Consider the following 23,749-nt stretch of genomic DNA (forward strand, 5'->3'; position numbering starts at 1 on the left):
TTTTAATTAAGGGCTGTTAATCTTTCTGCGCCTAGTCGATAGGAAATAGCTTCTGCGAGATGATAGCGTGAAAGAGTATCTGATCCGTCAAGATCAGCAATTGTGCGTGCAACTTTGAGAATGCGATGATAAGCGCGTGCGGAGAGGTGCATTTTTTCACTCACATCTCGTAAGAGTATGGTCGCACTTTTATCAGGAATGGCAATCTGTTCTATAATTTTGGCAGGGCAATCGCCATTGGTACGAATATGATCAAACCCCATTGTTGAAAAACGTTTAGCTTGAATGGTACGGCACCGTGCGACGCGTTTGGCAACGTCGCAGCTTTTTTCTGATTGTTCTGGTTGCATAAGGTCCATAGCCGTCAAAGCAGGGACATCAATCCGTAAATCAATTCGGTCAAGCAGAGGACCAGAAATACGGGACTGATAATCGATTTGACAGCGTATCCCTTTAGGGCAAACATGGTCTTTTTCGCCTGCCATACCACAACGGCAAGGATTCATTGCGGCAATAAGTTGGAAGCGAGCAGGATAGCTAATATGGTGATTAGCGCGGGCGATAACTGACTCCCCACTTTCTAAAGGTTGACGAAGAGAATCAAGAACCCGTGGAGAAAATTCAGGCAATTCATCAAGGAATAACACACCATTATGAGCAAGGGAGACCTCTCCCGGTCGTCCTTTAAGCCCTCCACCAATCATTGCGGCCATGGAAGCAGAATGATGTGGGGAACGAAAGGGGCAATGAAGTGAAATGGTATTATGAACCGTTTCTCCTGTAATAGAAGCAATCAGAGAGACATCTAAAAGCTCACGGCTATCAAGAGGTGGCAAAATGGAAGGTAAGCGTTGCGCTAGCATAGATTTTCCAGCACCAGGGGGACCTACAAACAAAAGGTTATGGCGTCCAGCAGCACAAACTTCTAAGGCACGTTTGGCTGTTTTTTGTCCTTTGATTTCGCAAAGATCTGGAAGTTCAGTTTCGATAGTATATTGGCGCGGTTGTGGACGTTTTTGAATTTGGGTTCCTTTGAAATGGTTGACTATAGTGAGCAGAGTCTCTGGGGCAAGAATATTTATTTCTGCATTTGCCCATGCTGCTTCAGGTCCACATTGGAAGGGACAAATCAGTCCTTTATCGAGTGATAAAGCTGTCATGGCAGCTGGTAAAACACCATTAACGGCGGTAAGTGAACCATCCAGTGATAATTCTCCTAAAATGACATAGTCTTGAGCTACTTCGGGAGGGAGGATTCCCATAGCAAGCATTAAGCCTACGGCGATTGGCAAATCATAATGCGATCCCTCTTTAGGCAAATCAGCTGGTGCAAGATTAATCGTAATTCGTTTAGTAGGCATAGAAAGTCCACAAGCGTGGAGGGCTGCTTGTACACGTTCACGGCTTTCTGCAACTGCTTTATCAGCTAATCCAACAATAGCCATTCCTATTTTACCAGACGAAATCATAACCTGTACATCGACAGGGACTGCTTCTAGACCGCGAAAAGCAACAGTTGTAATACGTGCGATCATTTATTTATTTTCCCCCTTTAGACTTGGTAGAGACAATCATATCTATTTATAAAAATCAAGAAGCATCTCTATAGCTTTTTTTATAGAGAGAACTATATACGTGGGCAGTTTTTTAGCATTCCCATGGAAAGTCATTTGTACAAATTTAACCATGATGATATGGGACGCAATAAAACATTTATAATAAGCTAAATAAATATGTTAAGAAAAAAAGAATGAGGCTGTTCGTGTTATACAACAGTGTAGAATTTTATGAAAATATAAGGGGAGGATAACGTTATGTATCGCAGAGTGTTATTTGATGTGATAAAACGTGTAAAATGTGCAAAGTAATTATATTTACCTTTCTTATTTTTATATTATTTAAAGCGTAGTAGATGCAAAGTGTATTATAAGGTATCTGATTTTATGGTATACCAGACAAGAATTTTGTTAAAATCAGGGACTGTGCGCTGTGTATTTATAGGCTTGTGTTTTACTTTTTCTTTTCCACAGCCACTTGCTGCATTTGATTTTTTCGGCATCCCTTTTTTTGGTCAAAAGAAAACAAATTCTTCTTCACATTATACCAAAAGTACAGAGAAATTTTATAAAGTTGATGTTGTTGCACCGCCAGGTGCACCATTAGAAGGTATAAAAATAGTTAAATCTGTTTCTTCTCTTGTTGCTGATAAAGAGAAAGCATCCGCCAGTTCTTCTGGTTTGCTCGCCAAGGCGCGTTCAGATTATCGAGCAATTCTTTCTGCTCTTTATGCTGATGGACGCTATGGTGGTGTTATTAGTATTAAAATTAATGGCTTAGAAGTCGCTGATTTAAGTCCGGTAACTCAACTTCCAGCACAATCGAATATCGTTATTACAATTAATGCTGGTCCACAATATGTTTTTAGTATTGCCAATATTGATAAAGTAGCTCCGTTTGAAAAACGTAAAGCGCATAAAATGCCCACAATTGAAGAATTGGGCTATAAAGTTGGGGCTATTGCTAAATCTGAAACCATTTTGAAAGCAGAAAAATGGGCGATAGAAGGATGGCGGCAACAAGGTTATGCTAAAGCTAAAATTATGAAGAGTGAAGTCGTGGCTGATCATGCTACATTGCGTGTTGAAGGACGGATTGTTGTTGGTCCTGGACAAAAGGCTCATTATGGTCCTTTAAGTGTGCGTAATATAAGTAAGAAACCACGTGTAGATTCAGCTTATATCGCGTGGATGACCGGATTGAAACCAGGGCAGATATACGATTCTGATGCGTTAGCTAAGGCAAATGAACGTCTTGCGCGCCTTGGTGTTTTTCGTGCTATCAATATACGTGAGGCTGATACTAGTAATCTAGATGGTAGTTTACCGCTTGCACTTGTTGTACAAGAACGTAAACCGCGTCGTTTTGGTGTAGGCGGTAGCTATTCAACTTTAGATGGTGCTGGTTTTGAGACTTATTGGATGCATAACAATCTTTTTGGTCATGCAGAGACTCTTAAAATTGAAACAAAAATAAGTGGTGTTGGTAGCAATAAAAAGCAATCATATAATTTTAAAAATTTTGATTATCTTTTCGGTGGTACATTTGTAAAGCCTGGTGTACTCACGCCAGATACAGATTTCAGATCAGAATTAAAAATACAACAAGATGTTTTAGAAAATTATACGACAAAAGCCATCAAAGGAAAATTAGGTATTACGCATATTTTTAATGGTAATCTATCGGGACAGGCTGCTGTAGAAGTTTCAAATGGTTATTCACGTGATATCTATTTTGGGAGCCGTAATTTTACAACAATCGGTTTCCCTAGCGGCTTGATTTACGATAGTCGTAATAATAAGTTTAATGCAACAAAAGGTTTATATGGTGAAGTTTTCATTGAGCCTTTTTATGAGATGCGTTTTAGCAACTTTGTTGCAAAAGTAACAGCAGAAGGTCGTTCTTATTGGGCGTTGGATGAAGGGGATCGTTTTGTTGTTGCTGCGCGGGCAAAGCTTGGTACAATTCTTGGGAATGATACAGCACAAGTACCCGCAAATACGCTTTTTTTTGCTGGTGGTGGGGGCTCTGTTCGTGGTTATGCTTACCGTAATATTGGTATCAAAACAGAAAATGATGGGGTTGTTGGTGGACGGGCGCTTATTGAGGGGTCAGCAGAATTGCGTGTTTCTTTAAATGATAAAATAGGGTTTGTCAGTTTTCTTGATGGAGGTTTAGTAGGGGAAAAAGCAAATTTTGATTTTTCTCAAAAAATTAAATGGGGAGCCGGTATAGGAGGTCGTTATATGACGGGTCTTGGTCCTTTACGCGTTGATTTAGCCTTTCCTTTAAAGAGAGAGAAGGGTGACCCTCGCATTGGTTTTTATGTGGGTATAGGGCAAGCATTTTAATGAAAAAAGGTGTATGTTTATCAGCTTTCTTCTTTGTATTTTTGTTTTTTGGGGTGGGTAGTTTTGTTTTTGCGCAAAGAGGAGACATTCTTCCCTCTAGCGAAATGAAAACAGATGATCGCTCATGGTTTGTTTCTTTAATTGAACGAAAGCTTTCAGCGCCTAATCGTCAAGTTCGTTTACACAATATGCAAGGGACACTGTCTTCTCAAACATCAATTGACACTATTACTGTCAGTGATAAAAAAGGGGTTTGGCTTAAAATTACCAATGCTAAAATGGATTGGAATCGTCTAGCGTTGCTGAGAGGGCGGATGGATATTAACCAGCTTTCGGCAGAACAGGTTACATTTTTACGCAAACCGCAAGGCAATTCTTCTTTTGTTTCTTCCCTTGAGACTGGTAAATTCTCTTTACCAAAATTACCGCTTGCTCTTTCTATCAATACGCTTACAGCTCAACATGTGACATTTGAACAGAATCTTTTTGGTTTTTCTGCTGATATGTCCTTAAAAGGCAATTTCACCTTGGCTGGTGGTAATTTTGATGTCGATATAGCGGCGCATCGTTTAGATGCACCGGGTTCTTTTTCTGTTCTCACCAAGATATCTGATAGTAATCGTACAGCTCAAATTGATATTTCTGCTAACGAACCACAAAATGGTATTTTGGCGAATATTTTTAACATTGAACAACGTCCAGCATTAAGTCTCGTCGTGAAAGGTGATGGTACTTTTGATGATTTGGTTATCAAACTTTCTTTAGAGTCCGATCATCATTCTATTTTAGATGGTAATGTTATTCTTGCAAGTGTTCCAGAAGGACAGAGTTTTTCTACGAAATTAGAGGGAACACTGAGCCCTTTAATACCTGTTCAATATCGTAGTCTCTTCGAATCTGATATAACATTAAAAGCAAAGGCAAGAAGAACAAAAGAAGGTGTGACACACCTTGATCAGATGGTTATTCAGAACAAAGCAATGAATGTTATAGCCAATGCTGAAATAACCGCCGATGGATTCTTGCGACGGCTTTTTGTTGATGGCAAAATGGCTCTTGATAACGAAAAGGAGTCTATTCATTTACCTATATCAGAAGTGCCAAAACCTGCGAATACTCTTGCTTTGAACATTGACTATGGTCGCGAAGGTCAACAATCTTGGAATGGGCGGTTGGTTGTAAATCATTTAAGCAATAAAAATATTTATATTCGCGATGCAATTTTTGATATGGGAGGAGTAAGCGAAAATCTTGATAATGCAGCTTCTCGTCATGTTGGTGTTCAGGTTAAAGGGACGCTTCAAGGGGTTAAAAAGATTAAGGGAGCGTTAGTAGAAAATTTAAGCCAAGCGGTTCATGTGCATTTAGATACGGATATTGTTTCGAACAAACCAATTTTGATTCATGATCTGAGTGTTACGGCTCAGGGTTTTTCTTCTTGGTTAAAAGGGACAATGGAGAATTTTGTTTTTAAAGGCGATCTCGGTTTAAAAGCTCAAACATTAACTCCTTTGGAAGTGTTCAGTAAACAATCACTTTCTGGTAGTGCAGATATTAAAGCCAAAGGAACGATCAGTTTATTGAGTGGTATTTTTGATCTACAATTATCAGGAATGGCTGACGATATGAAAATAGGCATGCAGTCTTTTGATCGTTTATTCAAAGGAAATACTACTCTTTCAGGTGGCGCTGCTCGAAATACAATGGGCTTCACTTTACGTCATTTTAATTTGAAAAATCAATATACAAACATAGAGGCTAAAGGTTATTTTTCAGATGAAAGCGCTAAAATGGATCTATCTGCTCAAATATCTGATTTGTCCAAATTAGATCCAAAGATAAGCGGTGCGCTTACAATTCAAAGTACGGCGAGAGGGCGCAATAGCCATATAAAACTAAATACACGTGCCCATATTGATGAAGCATTAATTGTAGGGAAGAAACTTCAAAACACAACACTTAATATAGATGCATTTGTAGATAATACAGCACCAGTTACTTCTTTAACGGGGGCGGTAAAAGGTGAAGGGGTTTTTGCTAAAAAAACTTTGCATTTATCGGCCTCTTTTGAAGATTCTCATAAAATTCGAAAACTTGAAAATATCGATATTAGAGGGGGAAGTGCAAAAATAACGGGTGATCTTTCTCAACAACTTGGCGGTTTTTTGAAAGGAGCGCTGCATATTGATGCCGATGATATTTCCGTACTTTCAGCGTTATTTTTGCAGGATGGTAGTGGAAAAGTAAAAGGAGATTTTATTTTTGATGAACAAAATGGCAGACAAAAAACCAATGTGAAGGCGCATGTTAACCATTTGAATTTTTCCAAGAATAAAATAAAAAAATTGGCAATAGATGCTGACATATTCGATCCTTTTGGCATGACTCAGTTTGAAGGAGTTATCAATGCAGAACATATTCAAACACCTTTGGTAATGGTCAATCGTTTAAATGCTCACGCTGATAGGAATAATGGACAAACGGTTTTTACTGTCCAGGCGATGTTGCATGATACTCTCAATGCAAGGCTTTCTGGCCGTTTAATGGTTGAGGAACTTCCAGAAAGTATAAAACGAGAAGTGCAAATTGAAGCTGTGGACTTAAAACAACATACTTTTCATGCAACATTGCCGAAGCCATCTATAATTTCTTTTGATAAAGATGGAATGACAATCAATGAATTAGGAATTGCAATAAATGGAGGCAACATCATTTTAGCAGGAAATATTCAAGATACCCTGAATTTACAACTTACAATGAATGCGCTTCCTGCTGCTTTAGTCAATCTGTGGAAATCCGATCTTGGAGCAGCAGGGAGTGTAACAGGGCAGGTTATGATTCGTGGTCATTTAAAAAAACCTGATATAACTTACGATATAAAAGGTGAGGGACTGACAACCGTTGCTTTTCAAGATAAAAAAATTATGCCTTTTTCTCTTTCTGCTACGGGAAATACTGTAGATCAAAATCTTACTTTGAATGCAAATTTAACAGGAGAAGGAGTACAAGCACAAGCTCAGGGGCGTGTATCTCTAGAGAAAAATGCGCTTGATCTTCATATTAATTTGCAAAATTTATCTGCACGTTTGGCGAATGGTTTTATTGCAGGACAAGCGCTTGATGGGACAGTGATAGGTAAAGTTGATATTGGTGGAACAATGAAGGATCCATCTGCTCATTTTGAGCTTTCTAGTCAAAATTTAACCGCTATGACGCATAAAGGACCGATGTCAATCAATATAAATGCTCGTGGTTCTTATAAAAAATCGACATTTCATATTGAAAATATGATAGCTACTGGAGATAAAGGATTAGATCTTTCCATCCATGGGCCTGTATCTCTTAATGGTTCAGAGGCAAAATTAAACGTTAAAGGGATAATGCCTCTTGATTTTGTTAATCTCTTATTAGCTAAGCGTGGTGCACATATAACGGGTACAGCAAGAATTGATACAGCTCTTAATGGGTCATTATCAAAGCCACAATTGATAGGAAATATTTCTATAGGCGACGGTAGCTTTTTTGATTCACAAACAAATGTAGGATTAAATAATATAACAATTGAAGGCAAATTGAAAGGTGATCATATCCTTATAGAAAAAGCTTCAGCTTCTTCGTTTGAGGGGGGAGGAATTTCTGCTTCAGGTCGTATCTCTAATGGTCTAGAGACAGATTTGATATTTCATCTTGATAATGCCAATTATAATGATGGTTCTATGATTCTGGCAACATTATCAGGTGAGATGACAATGACAGGTCATTTTTTAAATAGTCTTGTTCTTGGTGGTGATATCATCGTTGAAAAAGCTGAAGTTTTTGTTCCTGATCATTTTAAAAGTGCCAAGTTTCTTGATGTTAGAAATAAGAATTTAACTAAATCGATTCAAACAACACTTGAACGTGCTGATGTTAAGAACACGAACAAAAGCAAAAGCCGTATAGTTACACAAGAATCTTCATCTGTCGTGCTATCAAACATGCGTATTACAGCACGCAATCAATTTTTTGTACGCGGAAAAGGCTTAGATGCTGAACTGGGAGGACGCATTAATTTAGCAGGTCCATTGAATGATGTGCATCCAGTTGGTGAATTTAGAATGATTCGTGGACGTTTTGATATCCTGTCGCAACGTCTTAATTTTGATCAAGGACAAGCGAGTTTTAGTGGTAATCTTAATCCTACGGTTTATTTTGTAACCAACAATAACAGTGGTGATATTCGTGTCACTGTAACTGTAAGTGGGACGGTTGATAATCTTGATATTAATTTTTCATCACAACCAAATTTGCCTCAGGATGAGATTTTGGCGCGTTTGATTTTTAATCGCTCTCTTAATGAATTATCACCATTTCAGATTGCTCAACTTGCAGCAGCAGCGGCTGATCTTGCAGGTAGTTCTAATACATCTTTGTTGAATACTTTACGAACTAAAATTGGACTTGATGATCTTGATGTTATCGTTAATGAGAAGGGGAATACAGGCTTACGTATTGGACGCTACATACACAATAATATTTATTTGGGTTTTGAAGCAGGGTCTGATGGAACGACGAAAGGGACAATTAATTTAGATATTTCGCGTCATCTCAAAGCTAAAGGTGCCATAGGAAATGAACAAAATTCTAGTATAGGTCTCTTTTATGAAAGAGATTATTAAAGATTGAATTTAAAAAAAACAATTTCTTCGTTTTTTGTCTCTCATTTCTAAATCTGAGGAAGGAGGCATAGACTAGAAATCCTATAAAAGAAGAAGCTTTTTGTTGAGGCGTGAAGAGATATATCTGAAATATTTGATTTTTGTTATGCTATTCTCTAAAGGGACAAAATCTTCACGAAAGATAGTATGTTATTTTGCTGCTATATATTTATTTTAGAGAAATACCTTACCTTGTTTTCAAGCCCATATCGTGCTGTTGCCTAAAGAATGGAGTGTGTGCAATATATTGATTTATAAAGATAATTTATTGTTATTCAACTTGAATTAGAACTTTGAATATCGTACGAATCTCTTTCGTATTGAATCAATCAAAATCATTCGGCTTGTATGCTACAAGCGGAGAATCCTGTGTGGATAAAACTATTAAGAAATAACTAAAAATGCCTCTTATGAATCATTTCGAGAGCTAAGAGCTGTCGCAACATTAGGGACTGGCAGAATAGTGTGAGTGGTGCCGGCTTGTTACTCCATAAGCGTAAAGATAGAGGGGGTTAATGGATTTATCGTTATACAATTCACGAATGTTATTGCGAATGGGCTTAGGGAAGACTTTGAGAGAGGTCTCTTTAAAACAAGTACGTGAATTTGCAACACAATGGCATTCTGTTTTTACGTGAAGGACATGATTCCATTAAAGACCGTCAAAAACGTGAGGCAAGCAGAGAATTCATAAGATATCGATTTTATTGTCAAACGCATTTAAAGCAATATTTTTTAATAATAAAAATTACCTATTATTTTAGATTTTGTTTATTGTGTCTGGAATAAGATCACTTTTCTTATAACGAATAGCTCCCCAAACAGAATACTCCAAAATATAACATTATTGTGTTGCAAGTTTATGTACTTGTTTTAAAGGAACATTTCTCAGTGTGCGCTTGAGTCTATTTCATAAGATTGCTTGTGAAATGGTATAAAGTATCTCTTATGAATGGTATAAAATCTACACTACCGTTATTAATAAAGGTATAAGTATTTACTAAAGCTATAAGCCGGCATTATCATTCTATTTTCCAGCTTCTCATGTTGCTGACAATCTTTTCACTTGAAAGTGTAGAGGTATTTTTATTGCTTATCTTAAGAGTTTTTATGCATATACCAATATCTCTTATGACGTACAACAAGCGCTTTTGATTGATTCATCATAAATATAAAGAAAATTTGCAATAAGCAAATTACATCTTATCTTTTGTTTAAGATATAAAATAACAAATTATGATTATAAATCAAAATATTAAAATGTATATTAAAAGATATTTTTGTAAAAATATTTATCAGAATTATATGTCGTATTTTTCTATTTTAGCGGTTAAAAGAAAGAGGAATGTCATTTTGCTTTTCATCTGTTTTTTTGCATATTGAAATTATAGCCTTATATAGGCACTAACGTTGTGCATTTATAAACTCTTCAAGCAGTTAAGGTATTGGAGGAATATCATTTTAGTTTCTAAATGTAGAAAAAATAGCAAAGCTTGCTTTAAAGCAAGCTACAACAGTAAAAAAGTTTTATAATAAAACCTCTCTTATTTTTTCAATGTTTTTCTTTTAAACGGAGTGTATCTATAATTTGCAACACAATTTATAATTGTTAGCTTATTCTGTTGTACCATAAAAGACCGACATTTGAGGTGTGGTGATATAAGGTATGTAAGCCTTTTTGACACAGTATTCTGAAAGCACGTGGTGAATATTTAGGGTAAGCCTTGTATAAGTGAATCACATAAGTTGTTATCAAGGGGAATGAGCTCAATAAAAATCTAGATTGTTTACAGATCAGATTGGGTAGAGTCTTTGTCCTTTAAAATTTGTGTGGAGAAAAAAATTATCAGTGCAGGGATAAACACGGATAAAGGTTGTATTAATCCAGATTCATCATCATCCGCGATAATTTTTTCAAACTTTTATGCTTTCTCTTTCAGGATTCACAACACTTATGAATGTTTCAATACTTATTTGAGGAAGGGAAGGGGTTTTTGAAATTTCATGGTTAAAGTCAATTGCATTCAACAAAATAGCGAGTAAAGTTTTCATCTAAATCCAAGAAGTTTATTTTCAATAAACCATAAATTCTTTGCCAACTTTGATTAAAGTAATGCTTTTTCGTGGTAACAAGTCTTTTTTATAAATGGAGCATTACCTTCTATCCATTTTTTATTTCAAATTTTATTTAAGGATCTAGAAATTAGGAGGTATGTTTTTTGAACTGGATATTATGAAGTTTTTTATAAAACCCATGTTCTTTTGCTAGCAATTCTTTTTGAGTACCTTGTTCAATCAGTTGTCCATTTTGTATGACCACAATTTTATGAGCACGAGCAATCGTTGAAAGGCGATGAGCAATAATGATCGTTGTGCGTCCTTTAGTAAGGTGATGAATAGCTTCATTAATTTGTGCTTCGGTGTGTGAATCGAGCGCACTTGTTGCTTCATCAAGAATCAGAATTTCACTATCGTGAATCATTGCTCTAGCGATAGCGAGTCGTTGTTTTTGCCCCCCTGAAAGATTACAGCCATTATCACCTATCTGTGTATCATAACCATTTGGCAAACTCATAATAAAGTCATGAGCATTTGCTGCTTTTGCTGCTTCGATAATTTCGTCATCACTAGCCCCTTCTTTTCCAAGCCCGATATTATATTTAACAGTTCCTTGAAAGAGAAAAGTATCCTGTCCTACATAGGCCATCAGGTTTCTCAGAGAGCGAAATGTTGTGTAGCGAATGTCTTGATCATTAATCAATATGCGTCCTTTTGTGGGGTCATAGAGGCGCATAATAAGGTTGATAAGGGTTGATTTTCCCGAACCGGATGGTCCCACCAATGCTGTCATTTTTCCGGCTTCTATTTCTAGGTTGATGTCTTTCAATATCATTTTGTTATTAGTGTATGCAAAAGAAACATGTTCGAAACGAATAGTTCCTTGCGTTTTATTCAGATCTTTAGCTTCTTTATGTTCTACAACTGTAAGGGGACAATCGAGTATTTCAAACATCGTACGGATATTGACCAAGCCAGATTCAATTTTAACACGTACATTTGCTAGTCTTTTTGCGGGTTCATAAGCTAAAAGTAAAGCAACAATAAAGGACATAAATTCACCTTGAACACCTGCGCGTTGGGTTGCAAGATAACCGGAAAAACAAATAATACCTGCAATGGCAACACCCGTGAGTGTTTCCATAATTGGATTGGTAATAGCTTCGAGTGTTGCAATACTGTTTGTTTGTTTTTCAACATCACAAATGGCTTTGTCCATCCGTTTTTTCATGACTTCTTCTAGTGAAAAGGCCTTGATGATTCGAATTCCAACAGCCGTTTCCTGTACGATTTTGATAATTTCACCAAGTGAAAGGAGCTCTTTTTCCATCAAGCTGCGAACGCGTTTTAAAGCCATTCGAACGCCTAAAAAAGCTAGTGGTCCTACGATTAAAGTAATGGAGATTAACACAAAGTTTTGAATGAACATGACAAGCAACAGACCACTAACGGAAAGCAAATCACGTACAAAAGTTGTGATAATAGTATCAATTATATTACGTACGGCTGTCGCGTTATGAGTTACACGAACAAGAAGATCAGATGAAGTGTTATTATGATAAAAAGAGACTCCTTGTTCCATAAGTCGTGCAAAAATTTTACGCTGTTGTTCAGCAATGATACTATTGCCTGCTTTGTTTAGAAAGTAAGTTTGGAAAAAAGTTGCAACTCCTTTGAGAATAAAGATAAAAGCAATGAAGCTAGAAATCAAAACAATCATAGGAAAATTTTGTGCATCAATAATCTGATTAACAACATCCCGCATAATCCATGCACTGGTTGCTGTGGTACAAGAAATGATGATCATTGAGAAGATAGCCGCACTGTACCAACGCATATGTTTACGAAAATTTTCTCGCAAAAGGCGGATAATAAGATGTTTGTCAAAAGAGGAAATTTGTTTTTTAGCCATGAAGAGCTTCTATATTCTCTCATTATTTTATGCAAGATTGAAACACTCTTAATTAAAAAGCCCCTTAATCTTTTTTACAAAAATAGCTTTTTCTTTCAAGGTTCATCACATCAATTTCACGACGGTGAGAGTGAAGAATGTAGTGCAAAGTTTCTGTGAAAGGTATAACGAAAATTCGTTGTTCATCATTATTTTTAGTTTTCAATAAAAGGTACCGGCGAGTTTCTCTATTGTATTTACCAATTTCCATATTGTGATAGTCTTTGGCACTTGAAATGGTTCACAAAAAACATTTCTGCTTTTTTAATAATTTTATGTATCATCTCCATTTGTGATGTGTAAGCAAACAATTTTGCCGCATTGCATGATAAGAGAGATTGAAATAAGAAGACCTTACAATGTTTGAGCTTTCTCATTAATATGCAAAATAACGAATTCTTCTTATAAATTGATAAAGCATTATTAAACTCTTAAAAGGATTTATACACATTTATAAAACCTTAAAAGCACCACAAAAATTCTATGTGGTGCTTCTAAATAATACTATACACATCATTTTGATGCGTTGCATGCGAATATTATTCCAATGCAAAACTATTTAGGTGCTATCACCATCATCATTTGCCGGCCTTCAAGCTTTGGCTCCAATTCGATTTTGGCAATTTCACTTGTATCTTCTTTTACACGCTGAAGAAGCTTTAATCCAAGATCTTGGTGAGCCATCTCACGACCACGAAAACGCAAAGTAATCTTTACTTTATCACCATGATCAATAAAGCGATGAACAGCCTTGAGTTTAACTCCATAATCATGGACATCAACATTTGGGCGCATCTTAATCTCTTTGATTTCGATGACTTTTTGCTTCTTACGTGTTTCAGCAGCTTTTTTTTGGGTTTGATATTTTAATTTTCCCAAATCGATGATTTTACATACAGGTGGCTCCGCATTTGGTACAATTTCAACCAAATCAAGTCCCGCATCTGCAGCCATAGCAAGAGCTTCTTGTATCGCAACAACTCCCTGATGTTGTCCCTCATCATTGATAAGCTGAACATGAGGTACCCGAATATCCTGATTTGAACGTGGTCCGTCTTTTTGGGTAGGTGTCATTTTAAACGGTTTACGAATGGTTTATGCTCCTTAAATTTTGATTCAACTACAGTTAATTTAATATACAATTATGTACCTAAAAACAACTATAATTCGTGTTATTTTCATTATTTGATTTATTACTTTTTGGAATGATTTAGATTATAAAAGTTTTTCTCTTAATTTAAAGAAATTGTTTTATAGAGGATAAAAAATCATGGATCAAAATATTCCTTGTCAGTTTTTTTCATTTGAGAACACCGCACTTGCAGTACGCTATCGCAAGGGGCGCCAATCTCCAGGTTTGGTTTGGCTTCCTGGCTATCAATCCGATATGTTAGGAAGTAAGGCAACGTTAGTTGATCAGTTTGCTCAGAAGAATGATTTGTCTTGTTTACGTTTTGATTATTCTGGACATGGAGAATCTGAAGGTGATTTTTTTCAAGGAACAATTTCGCGTTGGGTTAAGGAAAGTTTAGCGACTTTTGAAACCTATTGTGAGGGTCCACAAATTTTGATTGGTTCCTCTATGGGGGGGTGGATTGCGCTAAGGCTTGCAATGATGCTAGCACAGAAAAATAAGAAGCTTGCTGGCATGATATTGATTGCTCCAGCACCTGATTTTACACAAACATTGGTGGAACCAAAATTAGGCCCAGAAGAATGGAAGATTTTGGAGGAGAAAGGCTATATTGAACGACCTGCAGTTGATGATACAGAGCCAATGCCCTTTACAAAAACATTGATTGAAGATGGGCGCGAAAATTGTGTTATGAAAGGATGCATTGATGTTGGATGTCCAGTCCATATTCTACAAGGGATGGAAGATGAAGATATCCCCTATCAGCATACATTGACTTTACTTGATCATTTACCTCTCCATGATGTAACATTGACACTTGTTCGTGATGCGGATCATCGCTTTTCTCGTCCACAAGATTTAGATTGCCTTGAAACAGTATTGAGATCTTTTATTAATCAGATTAATGCAAAGTAAGGGGTACATTTATTGATGAAGATAAAAATATATGAGCATTTCTAAACAGCATTTTATTTTTTCTGAGCGCTCTGTACCTGTACGGGTGCGGGAAAATAAGTATGCGCGCCGTCTTACCTTACGTATTGATGCCAGAAGTCAGGAGATTTGTGTAACAACACCACCAGCAATAAATCTCTATGCGGTTGAAAATTTTATTGAAAAGCATCGATCTTGGATTGAGGCACGTCTTGCTCATGTACAAATCTCTCATAAAAATGCTTATCTCAAAGAGGGGGCGACAATTCCCTTATTGGGTGTTTCTCATACCATAAAGCATAGAGAGGGACGTGGGGTAACAGAAATCATTACAGCAGATGCGGAGCAAGGGCCTGAAATTATTGTTTATGGTCAATTAGAATATCTCCCAAGACGCATTGCTGACGTTTTGAAAAAACAAGCGGCGCTTATTATAACGCCTTTGGTGGCACATTATGCTCATCAGGTAGAGCGTAAAGTCAAATCCATTTGTTATAAAGATACGAGAAGTCGTTGGGGCTCTTGTTCAATCGATAAGCGTCTTTCTTTTTCTTGGCGCCTTATTATGGCACCAAAAGAAGTTGTTGAGTATGTTGTTGCCCATGAAGTTGCTCATCTTGTTGAAATGAATCATGGGCCAAGATTTTGGGCTCTTTGTGAAGAGCTATGTCCTGATAGTAAAACATATCGTGCTTGGTTGAAAGAAAATGCTCCTAGACTGCATGCAATTAATTTTGATTCATATAATTTAGAGGCGTAAAAAACTTTCAAATGAAGGCAATATTTAACGGAACTTTTTGTTGAGTGTTTTGTTGAGTGTGTGCTTGCTCATGTATAATGAGGAAGCCATTGAAGCTCTCAGCACGATTGTTCTCCCCTGCTTGGTTTGCTGAGTGTCTTCAATGTTTTGCTTTATCTTTTTTGTAATTCAGCGTAATAACCCTAAGTTCCGATGACTTATAAAAAATGGGAAGGTTTTTTATGTCTGTTCTTACAGATCCACTTCAGCTATTACAGGCACTTATTCGTTGTCCTTCTGTTACACCTCATGAAGCAGGGGCTTTATCAACTTTGGAACAATTTTTGAAAAAAATGGGATTTCACGTCGATCGCCCTGTTTTTACGGATAAAAATACAGATAATGTTGAAAATCTTTATGCAAAAATGGGGAGTGAAGGACCCCATCTTATGTTTGCGGGTCATACGGATGTCGTACCGCCAGGTGCATTGGAAGATTGGACTTACCCACCTTTTGAAGCTGTTATAGATCAGGGGAAATTATATGGGCGGGGTGCTGTTGATATGAAGGGTGGTATCGCTTGTTTTATTGCGGCTCTAGCGCGAGTTCTTGAGAAACGACCCATTAAAGGAAGGGTAAGCCTTTTAATTACTGGTGACGAAGAGGGGCCTGCTGTTAATGGTACGGTAAAACTTCTCAAATGGGCAGAAAAAAAAGGCGAAAAATGGACTGCGGCTCTTGTGGGAGAACCAACAAGCGTAAAGACTGTTGGTGATATTATCAAAATTGGTCGCCGCGGATCGATTTCTGGTGTCATTACCGTGAAGGGTCGTCAAGGTCATGTTGCTTTTCCAGAGAGGGCTGCCAATCCCTTGCCTTTGGCAAGTAAGCTTATTCAAGCATTGACACAAATCGTCTTAGATAAAGGGACAGAAAATTTTCAACCCAGTAATTTAGAGCTAACAAGCATCGATACCGGTAATTTAGCGGTCAATGTTATCCCAGCGCAGACAACAGTTCATTTTAATATACGCTACAATGATCTTTGGACAAAAGAAACACTGATGAAGGAAATTGAAAAGCGTCTTGCTTTGGTGCAATCAAAAAACAATGGTGATCAATATCCCTCTTATCAGCTTGAATGGATTCCAAGTTTAGGAGATGTTTTTTTGACCAAAAATGATAAACTCATTCAAACTTTATCCAATGCTATTAAAAGTGTAACAGGGAATATACCAGAATGTTCCACTTCTGGTGGTACTTCAGATGCGCGATTTATTAAGGATTATTGCCCAGTGGTTGAATTTGGCTTACCAGGGCAAACGATGCATATGGTAGATGAGTGTGTAGCCCTTGATGCAATGGAAACACTTACTACTATTTATGAGCGTTTTATTATTGAATTTTTTGCATAAAGAAAAGGTTGCTGGTTCAAAAATATCTTTATCTTGTTGTGCCATAAGATATTGCCATTTATGGTGTGGTGATACGAGACTCGTAAAACTTAATATATTAAGTAGTCTTAGAGTAAGTAATGAATATTCTTAAGTTGGGATTCTTGCCTGTAGAGTCTTTAAGTTAAGTGAATTACATAATTGAAAAGCCAAAAGAGACCTGCTTGAAGAAGCAGAACTGTTTAGACCATATTGGATTGAAAATATTCGTTCTTTAAGGTGTAGAAAGGCGGTGCAATCATATATGGAAAACAATGAATATTATATCATCATTGTGTAGTGACAGGTTGAAGCCATGAAGACACACAAAAACATGCTGCTATTGTAAAAAGTTCGTACAACATAAATGCGCTCATTCACAGCTCATGTTTTAATATGGTTTCTGAGCTCTCACAAAAGGCACTTCTTGTTCCAATTAGACTCTCTTAGAATAAAGACTATAGGAAAAGCGCTTTAAGTTTATTTTATTTCATATATTTTGCTCTGCTTTTTTTGTCCCCAAGAACTTCCGTTGCAATATCATTACGAGATAGAAGGTGAGGTTATTTAATCAGCTTTAATATTGGTTATGATAAAGGTACACAGAAATTCTTTTGTAGCATCACATTGACTTCTTTAGCCAAGGATTGTCCTAGTATTATTCTCAATTTTTTAATTAAATAACTTTAAAGGACGCGTATAGACACTTATAAGCATATACGCATACAAGTAAGATCATATGAGATTAACATCGTTTCACTCGCTAACAAAGCAATACCGATTCATATTTAGTATATTTGTCATTTGAGTGCATTATTTGTTTAGTAAAACTCATGATGTTGCTGTTACCTATAAATTAATACCGATCATACGGCCGCGTATCTCAAATAAATATTGGTTCAGTATTTTTTGCGATAACAGCTTTTACATGCCAGAATAGGATAAAAGCATTGTGTATATCTATTTTTTATAATCTCTGAAACAGACATACAAACATAACCTCATTGAGGGAAAATATAAAAGGTATAAAGGTGAAAATCAGCGTGCTTTTTTTACTTTCTTTTTTATTCGGCTTTACGGTTTTCAAAAGTAACTAGAGTAATATCTTTTTAAATAATCAGAGACTGATGCATGGCTTCATGCTTATTTCTCTGGTTCTTTAAATGGTGCCACGATTTCATAAAGAACAATACATTATCGTATTATGCATTCACATACTTGTTTTAAAGAAATTTTCTCAATGTTTGTCACATTTGTGCTACTACGGTGCTTATGAATATTGTAATATAAAATCTATAATGCCTCCCCATCTTTATGTTTATGAAAAATAAAGTTAGAGCACCATACACTTTCTAGCTCAAAATATTGCAATAGCTTTTAGCACTTAAGAGTGTTCATAAGAGGCCTTTTTACTCCTTTTTTATAGTTTTTATCCACATGCTTCTCCCTTTTTAAGGTGTAAGCAAATGGCGGTAACTAGCTTGCTATAAATAGTTTTGAAATGAGAGAATCTCACGATATTCTAATCTCACCTTTGCTGTGAAAAATGATAATTATGATTAAAATAAGTATGTTGTTATAAAAACTTTAGTTTGCGAGTTGGCTGATGATGTGATCAAGAACAATACGTCCTTTGGTTGTTGCTTTTAAGCGTTGGTTATCCACCATTTCTATCAATTCTTGGTGTTGTAAATCGATCAGTTTTTCCATTGGAATGCGTTTAGGGCTTAAGGTTTCATAGCGTATAAGTTCTAAGCCTTCGCAAAGGCGTAATCCCATAAGGAGCATTTCATTTGCCTGTTGTTCAGTGGTTAAATGTTCCGTTTCAATACAGCCATGTCCTGTTGTTTCTACCAAATTAAGCCACTGTTCGGGATGCTTTTCATTTATTGTGACATAACGTTCGCGGTTTTCAAGGTGTGATGACAATGTTTTTGAACAGAAAGAGGAATGATTCGGTGTATGCTCAATGAAACGTCCATGTGCTCCTGGACCAAAGCCTGCATATTGGTGATAACGCCAATAAAGAAGATTGTGTGCTGATTCGGCACCGGGCATTGCATGGTTTGAGATTTCATAGGCAGGAAGTCCATGTAGTGCCGTTATTTCTTGAGTAAGATGATACAGATCTGCTGCTAGCTCTGATGGGGGAAGGATAAGTCTTCCTGCATCATGAAGCCGTTTAAAGGCGGTTCCTTCTTCGATCGTCAATTGATAAAGAGAAAGATGGTCCGCTGCTAAATCAATTGCTTGTACAAGTTCAGATTTCCATTGTTCAAGGGTTTGTTCGGGGCGGGCATAAATGAGATCAAAAGATAAACGTGGAAAAATTTGCCGTGCTAAAGTAATAGCGCAAAGAGCTTGTTCCACATTATGGAGTCGGCCAAGTTTGCGCAATACTTTATCATTGAGCGCTTGTATCCCTAGAGATAAGCGATTAACACCTGCCGCACGGTATCCACGAAAGCGCTCTGCTTCCACACTGGATGGATTAGCTTCTAATGTAATTTCAACTTTATCATCGACTACCCATTTTTTTGCAAGTGCTTGCAATAGGGCATCGACAGTTTGCGGCTCCATAAGGGAAGGGGTTCCTCCACCAATAAAAATACTTGTAATATGGCGTGGGCCTATTTTGTGGTATTGCGTTTCTATTTCGCGCTTAAAGGCGGTGACAAAACGTGGTTGATCAACACCATGGATGCGAACATGCGAATTAAAGTCACAATAAGGACATTTAGCTACACAAAAGGGCCAATGAATGTAAATGCCAAAAGGTTCATTCATGAGAATGCTAAAAGGTTTTCTGCCAAAAGTTTGAAAGCACGTGCGCGATGTGAAAGAGGGGGAAGATCATTACGTTTCCAGTTGTGTTTTTGCTCTGTTGACATTTCTCCAAAGGTATTTTCATATCCATCGGGTAAAAAAATAGGATCAAAACCAAAGCCTTTATCTCCCCGTGGAGGCCAAATGAACGTTCCTTCAACGCATCCACGGAAGTAATCTGCATGAGCATCAGGCCATGCAATGCAAATGACGGATATAAAACGGCATTTCCGTTGACTTTTTTCTCGTGCTCCGACTTTTTGGAGTTCATTTTCTATTTTTTTCATAGCTTTTGGAAAATTACGTGTACCATCGGCTTGAATTGCCCAATCAGCGGTATAAACGCCTGGCGCACCCTCCAATGCATCTATCTCTAAGCCTGAATCATCAGAGAGGGCAGGAAGTCCTGTTTTTTTTGCTGCTGAAAAAGCTTTAATATAAGCATTTTCTTCAAATGTTTTTCCCGTTTCTTTTGGTTCTGGCAAGCCCAGTTTTTTTGCCGATTGTATTATTAAACCGAAAGGCGTAATTAAAGTAGTGATTTCATGCAATTTTCCGGTGTTATGTGTAGCAATGACAAGTTTTTTATCTGCTATGCTTCTCATATAGATTTCTCCAAAAATGAAAGGGGAATTATTTTTGTGCTAAAAACGGTTTAAATGCTCATACACACACATTCTGCTTAATTTCACATAATATGATTATTTTACACGTTTTATGATATTTTATTCCAATAAAATTTTTTATCTTGCACGAAGATAACCTTGCAAAGATAGGAAAGACATGTCTTTTTTATGATAGCATTTTATGGTAAACTTCCAATTTTCTGCTTGCTCTAAAGGGTGAAATTTTCTATTTACAGCGGTTTTTAATCAATCTAGATTCTCTTGACAAGTCCCTACAGCAGACCACTTTACAGATCAATTCTTAATCTTAAATATTTCTCACACACTCTAACAAAAATATTTCCTGCGTAATTTATCAAGCATCACTCTGAAAGGTAGCATTTTACAGCTCAATAGGATAATATGTTTTTATACTACTTTAGACTATTTGACCAAACCTTGGCAAAACTTATATAAGAGATGAGGATTTTAAAAGTAGTGAAACAATTGTGATGAAGCACAAAACTATTGATAATGAACTAAAATATCTTGATGAACGTTCGCGTGATATTTTTCGCCATATTGTTGAAGCTTATCTTAATGATGGTGAACCTGTAGGATCACGGAATCTTTCGCGGCTTTTACAACAGACATTATCGCCTGCGACGATTCGCAATGTGATGAGTGATCTTGAACATCTCGGTTTGATTTATGCACCACATGTTTCTGCGGGTCGAATGCCGACACAATCAGGTTTACGCTTTTTTGTTGATGCATTTATGGAAGCGGGTGATTTGCCAAACGAAGAGCGAGAAAATATTGAAATGCAAGTCAAAGAGGCTGGTCATGCACAATCGGTTGAACATTTTCTTGTTCAAGCAAGCCGAGTTCTTTCAGATCTTTCACGTGGGGCAGGGCTTGTTTTAGCAACAAAACAAGAAGGAACATTGAAACATATTGAATTTGTGCGCCTTGATAGGGAGCACGCTCTTGCCGTTTTGGTGACTCAACAAGGTGAAGTTGAAAATCGTATTGTTCATTTACCAGAAGGGGTTACCCATGCACAATTGACGGAAGCAACGAATTTTCTCAATGCCCATATTCAAGGGCGTACATTGAGTGAAGCTAAAGGGGAAATTGCCCGCTTATGTGCAGAAACAAGGGCCGCACTTGATGATTTATCACATCATCTTGTTGAAACGGGATTAGCTCTTTGGGGAGGAGAAGATGCTGATCATAAAATACACCTCATTGTTCGCGGGCGTAGCAATTTACTTGAAGATGTGAAAGCAGAAGAAGATTTAGAACGGTTACGCCATTTGTTTGATGATCTTGAAACGCGCGAGAGTATGGCACAGCTTCTCGATTTAACGGATGAAGGTTCTGGGGTTAGAATTTTTATTGGTTCAGAAAATAAGTTATTTTCTCTTTCTGGTTCTTCTTTAGTTGTAGCACCTTATCGTGATTCACAACAAAGAGTCATTGGTGCTTTAGGTGTTATTGGTCCTACACGGCTTAATTATGCAAGGATCGTGCCCATGGTTGATTATACAGCTCAACTTGTGTCACAGTTATTGCGTTAAAACGATGCAAGTAAGTATTTGTACTATAAAAGCTCATTGTATTATATACATTGCTACCCCTTGATTTTTGTCTGTAGAATTTCGATATCGAGAATAACGAATCTTATGAAGGAATAAAATTTTTATGTCTGATGAAAAAAACAAATTTACTGACGCTTCATTTGAAAATTGTGATTTAAAAAATCCAGCTGATCGTAATACACTTAAACAGGCAGCCGATGAATTTTTAAAAACACATAAAACAGAGGAACACGAAGTCGTTGAAACAGAAAGCAATGAGGTTAGTGATCTTTTAGCGTCTTTGCAGGATGAAAATAAAGAACTGAAAGATCAGCTTTTACGTCTTGTTGCAGATATGGAAAATCTTCGACGCCGTACTATGCGAGATGTGGCGGATGCAAGAGCTTATTCCATTGCTAATTTTGCACGGGATATGTTATCGGTTTCTGACAATCTCAATCGTGCTTTGGAAGCTATTCCAGAAGGTGCACGGGAGAGTGATGCTGGTTTGAAATCATTGGCAGAAGGCGTTGAAATGACTGAACGTGCCATGATGGCAGCATTAGAACGTCATGGGGTGCAAAAAATTCATCCAGAGGGGCAAAAATTTGATCCTCACTTTCATCAAGCGATGTTTGAAATTCCCAATGCTGATGTTCCAGATAATACTGTTCAACAAGTGGTTCAGGCAGGTTATATTATCGGGGAAAGGGTACTACGTCCAGCTATAGTGGGTGTAGCTAAAGGAGGAGCAAAAGAAGCTTCTGTTGAAGCTGATTCGGCTTAAAACACATCAATAATAAATCTCCAACATAAAATGCAGTATTCCCTGCAATTACACATATATGAAGTCTTTTCTTAAAGGGTTTTTAAAGGGTGTTATAAACACCCTTTTATCTTTGAAGCGCCCAACTTCCTTTTACAATATAGGGAGCCTTATTTAAGGGAGAGGCCGATAACAATAAAACAAAATGATCAACTTCAAAAGGAGGGACAAAAAAATCATCTTGAAAAGATAGATAAGAAGAAAGATCTTTAAGATTAATATCAAATATTCGTGCAAGAGTGATATGCGGAATAAACAGTCTTTCATCAGGCTTTAACTCTAATTTATTCCGAATATATTGCATCTTTTCATGTAAAAGAGTAAGCTTTTCACAAGGTTCAATGCGAACCACAAGAGAATGAGGAGCATTTTCTGAACCAAAAACTTCAAAACCTTTTATCTGTAGCGTAAAAGAAGGAAGTTCTATAGTGTTAAAGGTATGCATAATTTCATCTGCTAAGGAGCTTTCAACTTCGCCAAAAAAAGATAAGGTGACATGAAAATTTTGCGGGTTGATCCATTGCGCTTTTGGTAAGCCATTTTGCAATGATACGAGGGCTTTTGTCGTTTGTTGAGGAATCTGAAGAGCACTAAATAGACGACCCATGATATTATCTCCTTATAATGAAAGATGCTATCCCAAGCGCAATATAGATAATAAGGGCGGGGCACGTACCACAGAAAACAAGGCAATAGTATAGAAAAAGAATGTCTAAAAAATGCTTACTATAATTATGGTCGTACAAAGCTTATTCGTTTTAAGAAAATGGTTATGATATTGATAAGAATTGCGTTTTCAGGATCTGTATCACAATGATGTGCAATGGAAGATTACTTGTGTATTATAAAGGCTACAAAGTTAGCAGAAAATAAGAAAAGTTGATAGATTTTTGATGTGCGAAATTATTTTGACATTTATCTTTAGCCTAAAATAAAGCATACTTTAATACAAGGTGAAGAGTTCTCTTTTCTGTAAAAATTTAATTATATGATTAAGTCGGGGAATAGCCATAATACCAAAACTATTCAAATTGGTCAAATAATGTTAGGAAAGG

Annotated in this window: 14 protein-coding genes; 8 read left to right on the forward strand and 6 right to left on the reverse strand. The window is 36.8% G+C overall.

Features of this window, described 5'->3' with window-relative positions:
* Positions 1 to 2: 2 nt before the first annotated feature.
* On the reverse strand, positions 3 to 1,535 hold the full coding sequence (locus ACFIMI_RS00675; protein WP_375612798.1) for a YifB family Mg chelatase-like AAA ATPase: 1,533 nt from the start codon (positions 1,533 to 1,535) through the stop codon (positions 3 to 5).
* 408 nt (positions 1,536 to 1,943) lie between these two features.
* On the opposite strand from ACFIMI_RS00675, the gene ACFIMI_RS00680 reads away from it, so the two are divergent.
* From ACFIMI_RS00680 to ACFIMI_RS00690, 3 genes are all read left to right on the forward strand, one after another.
* Entirely contained in the window at positions 1,944 to 3,908 is a 1,965-nt protein-coding gene (locus tag ACFIMI_RS00680; RefSeq protein ID WP_375612799.1) for an autotransporter assembly complex family protein, read from the forward strand.
* On the forward strand, positions 3,908 to 8,566 hold the full coding sequence (locus ACFIMI_RS00685) for a translocation/assembly module TamB domain-containing protein (protein WP_375692171.1): 4,659 nt from the start codon (positions 3,908 to 3,910) through the stop codon (positions 8,564 to 8,566). The genes ACFIMI_RS00680 and ACFIMI_RS00685 overlap by 1 nt, the downstream gene beginning before the upstream one ends.
* Before the next feature lie 554 nt (positions 8,567 to 9,120).
* Positions 9,121 to 9,243: a hypothetical protein gene (locus ACFIMI_RS00690; RefSeq protein WP_375611376.1), complete on the forward strand. Its 123-nt coding sequence runs from the start codon at positions 9,121 to 9,123 to the stop codon at positions 9,241 to 9,243.
* Positions 9,244 to 10,808: 1,565 nt separating this feature from the next.
* Here ACFIMI_RS00690 and ACFIMI_RS00695 read toward each other — a convergent pair.
* Both ACFIMI_RS00695 and infC read right to left on the reverse strand, forming a co-directional pair.
* The gene (locus ACFIMI_RS00695) at positions 10,809 to 12,575 is read right to left on the reverse strand and encodes an ABC transporter ATP-binding protein (RefSeq protein ID WP_375620868.1); all 1,767 of its coding nucleotides are present in this window, start codon (positions 12,573 to 12,575) and stop codon (positions 10,809 to 10,811) included.
* Between the two features lie 594 nt (positions 12,576 to 13,169).
* Positions 13,170 to 13,688 carry a translation initiation factor IF-3 gene (gene infC / locus ACFIMI_RS00700; RefSeq protein ID WP_026500140.1) on the reverse strand — a complete coding sequence of 173 codons (519 nt, stop codon included), beginning with the start codon at positions 13,686 to 13,688 and terminating at the stop codon, positions 13,170 to 13,172.
* A gap of 196 nt (positions 13,689 to 13,884) precedes the next feature.
* On the opposite strand from infC, the gene ACFIMI_RS00705 reads away from it, so the two are divergent.
* From ACFIMI_RS00705 to dapE, 3 genes are all read left to right on the forward strand, one after another.
* Positions 13,885 to 14,664 carry an alpha/beta hydrolase gene (locus tag ACFIMI_RS00705; RefSeq protein ID WP_375612802.1) on the forward strand — a complete coding sequence of 260 codons (780 nt, stop codon included), beginning with the start codon at positions 13,885 to 13,887 and terminating at the stop codon, positions 14,662 to 14,664.
* Between the two features lie 31 nt (positions 14,665 to 14,695).
* Positions 14,696 to 15,442: a M48 family metallopeptidase gene (locus tag ACFIMI_RS00710; protein ID WP_375611379.1), complete on the forward strand. Its 747-nt coding sequence runs from the start codon at positions 14,696 to 14,698 to the stop codon at positions 15,440 to 15,442.
* A 221-nt stretch (positions 15,443 to 15,663) separates the two neighbouring features.
* Positions 15,664 to 16,836: a succinyl-diaminopimelate desuccinylase gene (dapE, locus tag ACFIMI_RS00715; RefSeq protein WP_375611380.1), complete on the forward strand. Its 1,173-nt coding sequence runs from the start codon at positions 15,664 to 15,666 to the stop codon at positions 16,834 to 16,836.
* A gap of 1,605 nt (positions 16,837 to 18,441) precedes the next feature.
* Here the strand turns inward: dapE and hemW are convergent.
* Together hemW and rdgB are read right to left on the reverse strand one after the other, a co-directional pair.
* The gene (gene hemW, locus ACFIMI_RS00720) at positions 18,442 to 19,641 is read right to left on the reverse strand and encodes a radical SAM family heme chaperone HemW (protein ID WP_375675464.1); all 1,200 of its coding nucleotides are present in this window, start codon (positions 19,639 to 19,641) and stop codon (positions 18,442 to 18,444) included.
* Positions 19,638 to 20,285, reverse strand: coding sequence for an RdgB/HAM1 family non-canonical purine NTP pyrophosphatase (gene rdgB / locus ACFIMI_RS00725; RefSeq protein ID WP_375675462.1), 648 nt, complete (start codon positions 20,283 to 20,285; stop codon positions 19,638 to 19,640). Before rdgB ends, hemW begins: the two co-directional genes overlap by 4 nt.
* A gap of 512 nt (positions 20,286 to 20,797) precedes the next feature.
* Between rdgB and hrcA the strand changes: the two genes are divergently transcribed.
* A complete protein-coding gene (hrcA, locus tag ACFIMI_RS00730; RefSeq protein ID WP_273790224.1) occupies positions 20,798 to 21,868 on the forward strand; it encodes a heat-inducible transcriptional repressor HrcA in 1,071 nt (356 codons plus the stop codon).
* A gap of 124 nt (positions 21,869 to 21,992) precedes the next feature.
* Complete coding sequence (grpE, locus tag ACFIMI_RS00735) at positions 21,993 to 22,655, forward strand: nucleotide exchange factor GrpE (RefSeq protein ID WP_375611384.1); 663 nt, start codon at positions 21,993 to 21,995, stop codon at positions 22,653 to 22,655.
* Between the two features lie 106 nt (positions 22,656 to 22,761).
* Here the strand turns inward: grpE and thpR are convergent, their stop codons facing one another.
* On the reverse strand, positions 22,762 to 23,301 hold the full coding sequence (gene thpR / locus ACFIMI_RS00740; RefSeq protein ID WP_375611385.1) for an RNA 2',3'-cyclic phosphodiesterase: 540 nt from the start codon (positions 23,299 to 23,301) through the stop codon (positions 22,762 to 22,764).
* Positions 23,302 to 23,749 lie beyond the last annotated feature (448 nt).

This window comes from Bartonella sp. AP4SXKL (genome assembly GCF_042195845.1).
In the GTDB taxonomy this organism is placed as follows: Bacteria; Pseudomonadota; Alphaproteobacteria; order Rhizobiales; family Rhizobiaceae; genus Bartonella.

Coding starts and splice junctions, on each gene's coding strand:
- ACFIMI_RS00675 (WP_375612798.1), bottom strand. CDS start 1,535: ATGATCGCACGTATTACAACTGTTGCTTTTCGCGGTCTAGAAGCAGTC.
- ACFIMI_RS00680 (WP_375612799.1), top strand. CDS start 1,944: ATGGTATACCAGACAAGAATTTTGTTAAAATCAGGGACTGTGCGCTGT.
- ACFIMI_RS00685 (WP_375692171.1), top strand. CDS start 3,908: ATGAAAAAAGGTGTATGTTTATCAGCTTTCTTCTTTGTATTTTTGTTT.
- ACFIMI_RS00690 (WP_375611376.1), top strand. CDS start 9,121: ATGGATTTATCGTTATACAATTCACGAATGTTATTGCGAATGGGCTTA.
- ACFIMI_RS00695 (WP_375620868.1), bottom strand. CDS start 12,575: ATGGCTAAAAAACAAATTTCCTCTTTTGACAAACATCTTATTATCCGC.
- infC (WP_026500140.1), bottom strand. CDS start 13,688: ATGACACCTACCCAAAAAGACGGACCACGTTCAAATCAGGATATTCGG.
- ACFIMI_RS00705 (WP_375612802.1), top strand. CDS start 13,885: ATGGATCAAAATATTCCTTGTCAGTTTTTTTCATTTGAGAACACCGCA.
- ACFIMI_RS00710 (WP_375611379.1), top strand. CDS start 14,696: ATGAGCATTTCTAAACAGCATTTTATTTTTTCTGAGCGCTCTGTACCT.
- dapE (WP_375611380.1), top strand. CDS start 15,664: ATGTCTGTTCTTACAGATCCACTTCAGCTATTACAGGCACTTATTCGT.
- hemW (WP_375675464.1), bottom strand. CDS start 19,641: ATGAATGAACCTTTTGGCATTTACATTCATTGGCCCTTTTGTGTAGCT.
- rdgB (WP_375675462.1), bottom strand. CDS start 20,285: ATGAGAAGCATAGCAGATAAAAAACTTGTCATTGCTACACATAACACC.
- hrcA (WP_273790224.1), top strand. CDS start 20,798: ATGAAGCACAAAACTATTGATAATGAACTAAAATATCTTGATGAACGT.
- grpE (WP_375611384.1), top strand. CDS start 21,993: ATGTCTGATGAAAAAAACAAATTTACTGACGCTTCATTTGAAAATTGT.
- thpR (WP_375611385.1), bottom strand. CDS start 23,301: ATGGGTCGTCTATTTAGTGCTCTTCAGATTCCTCAACAAACGACAAAA.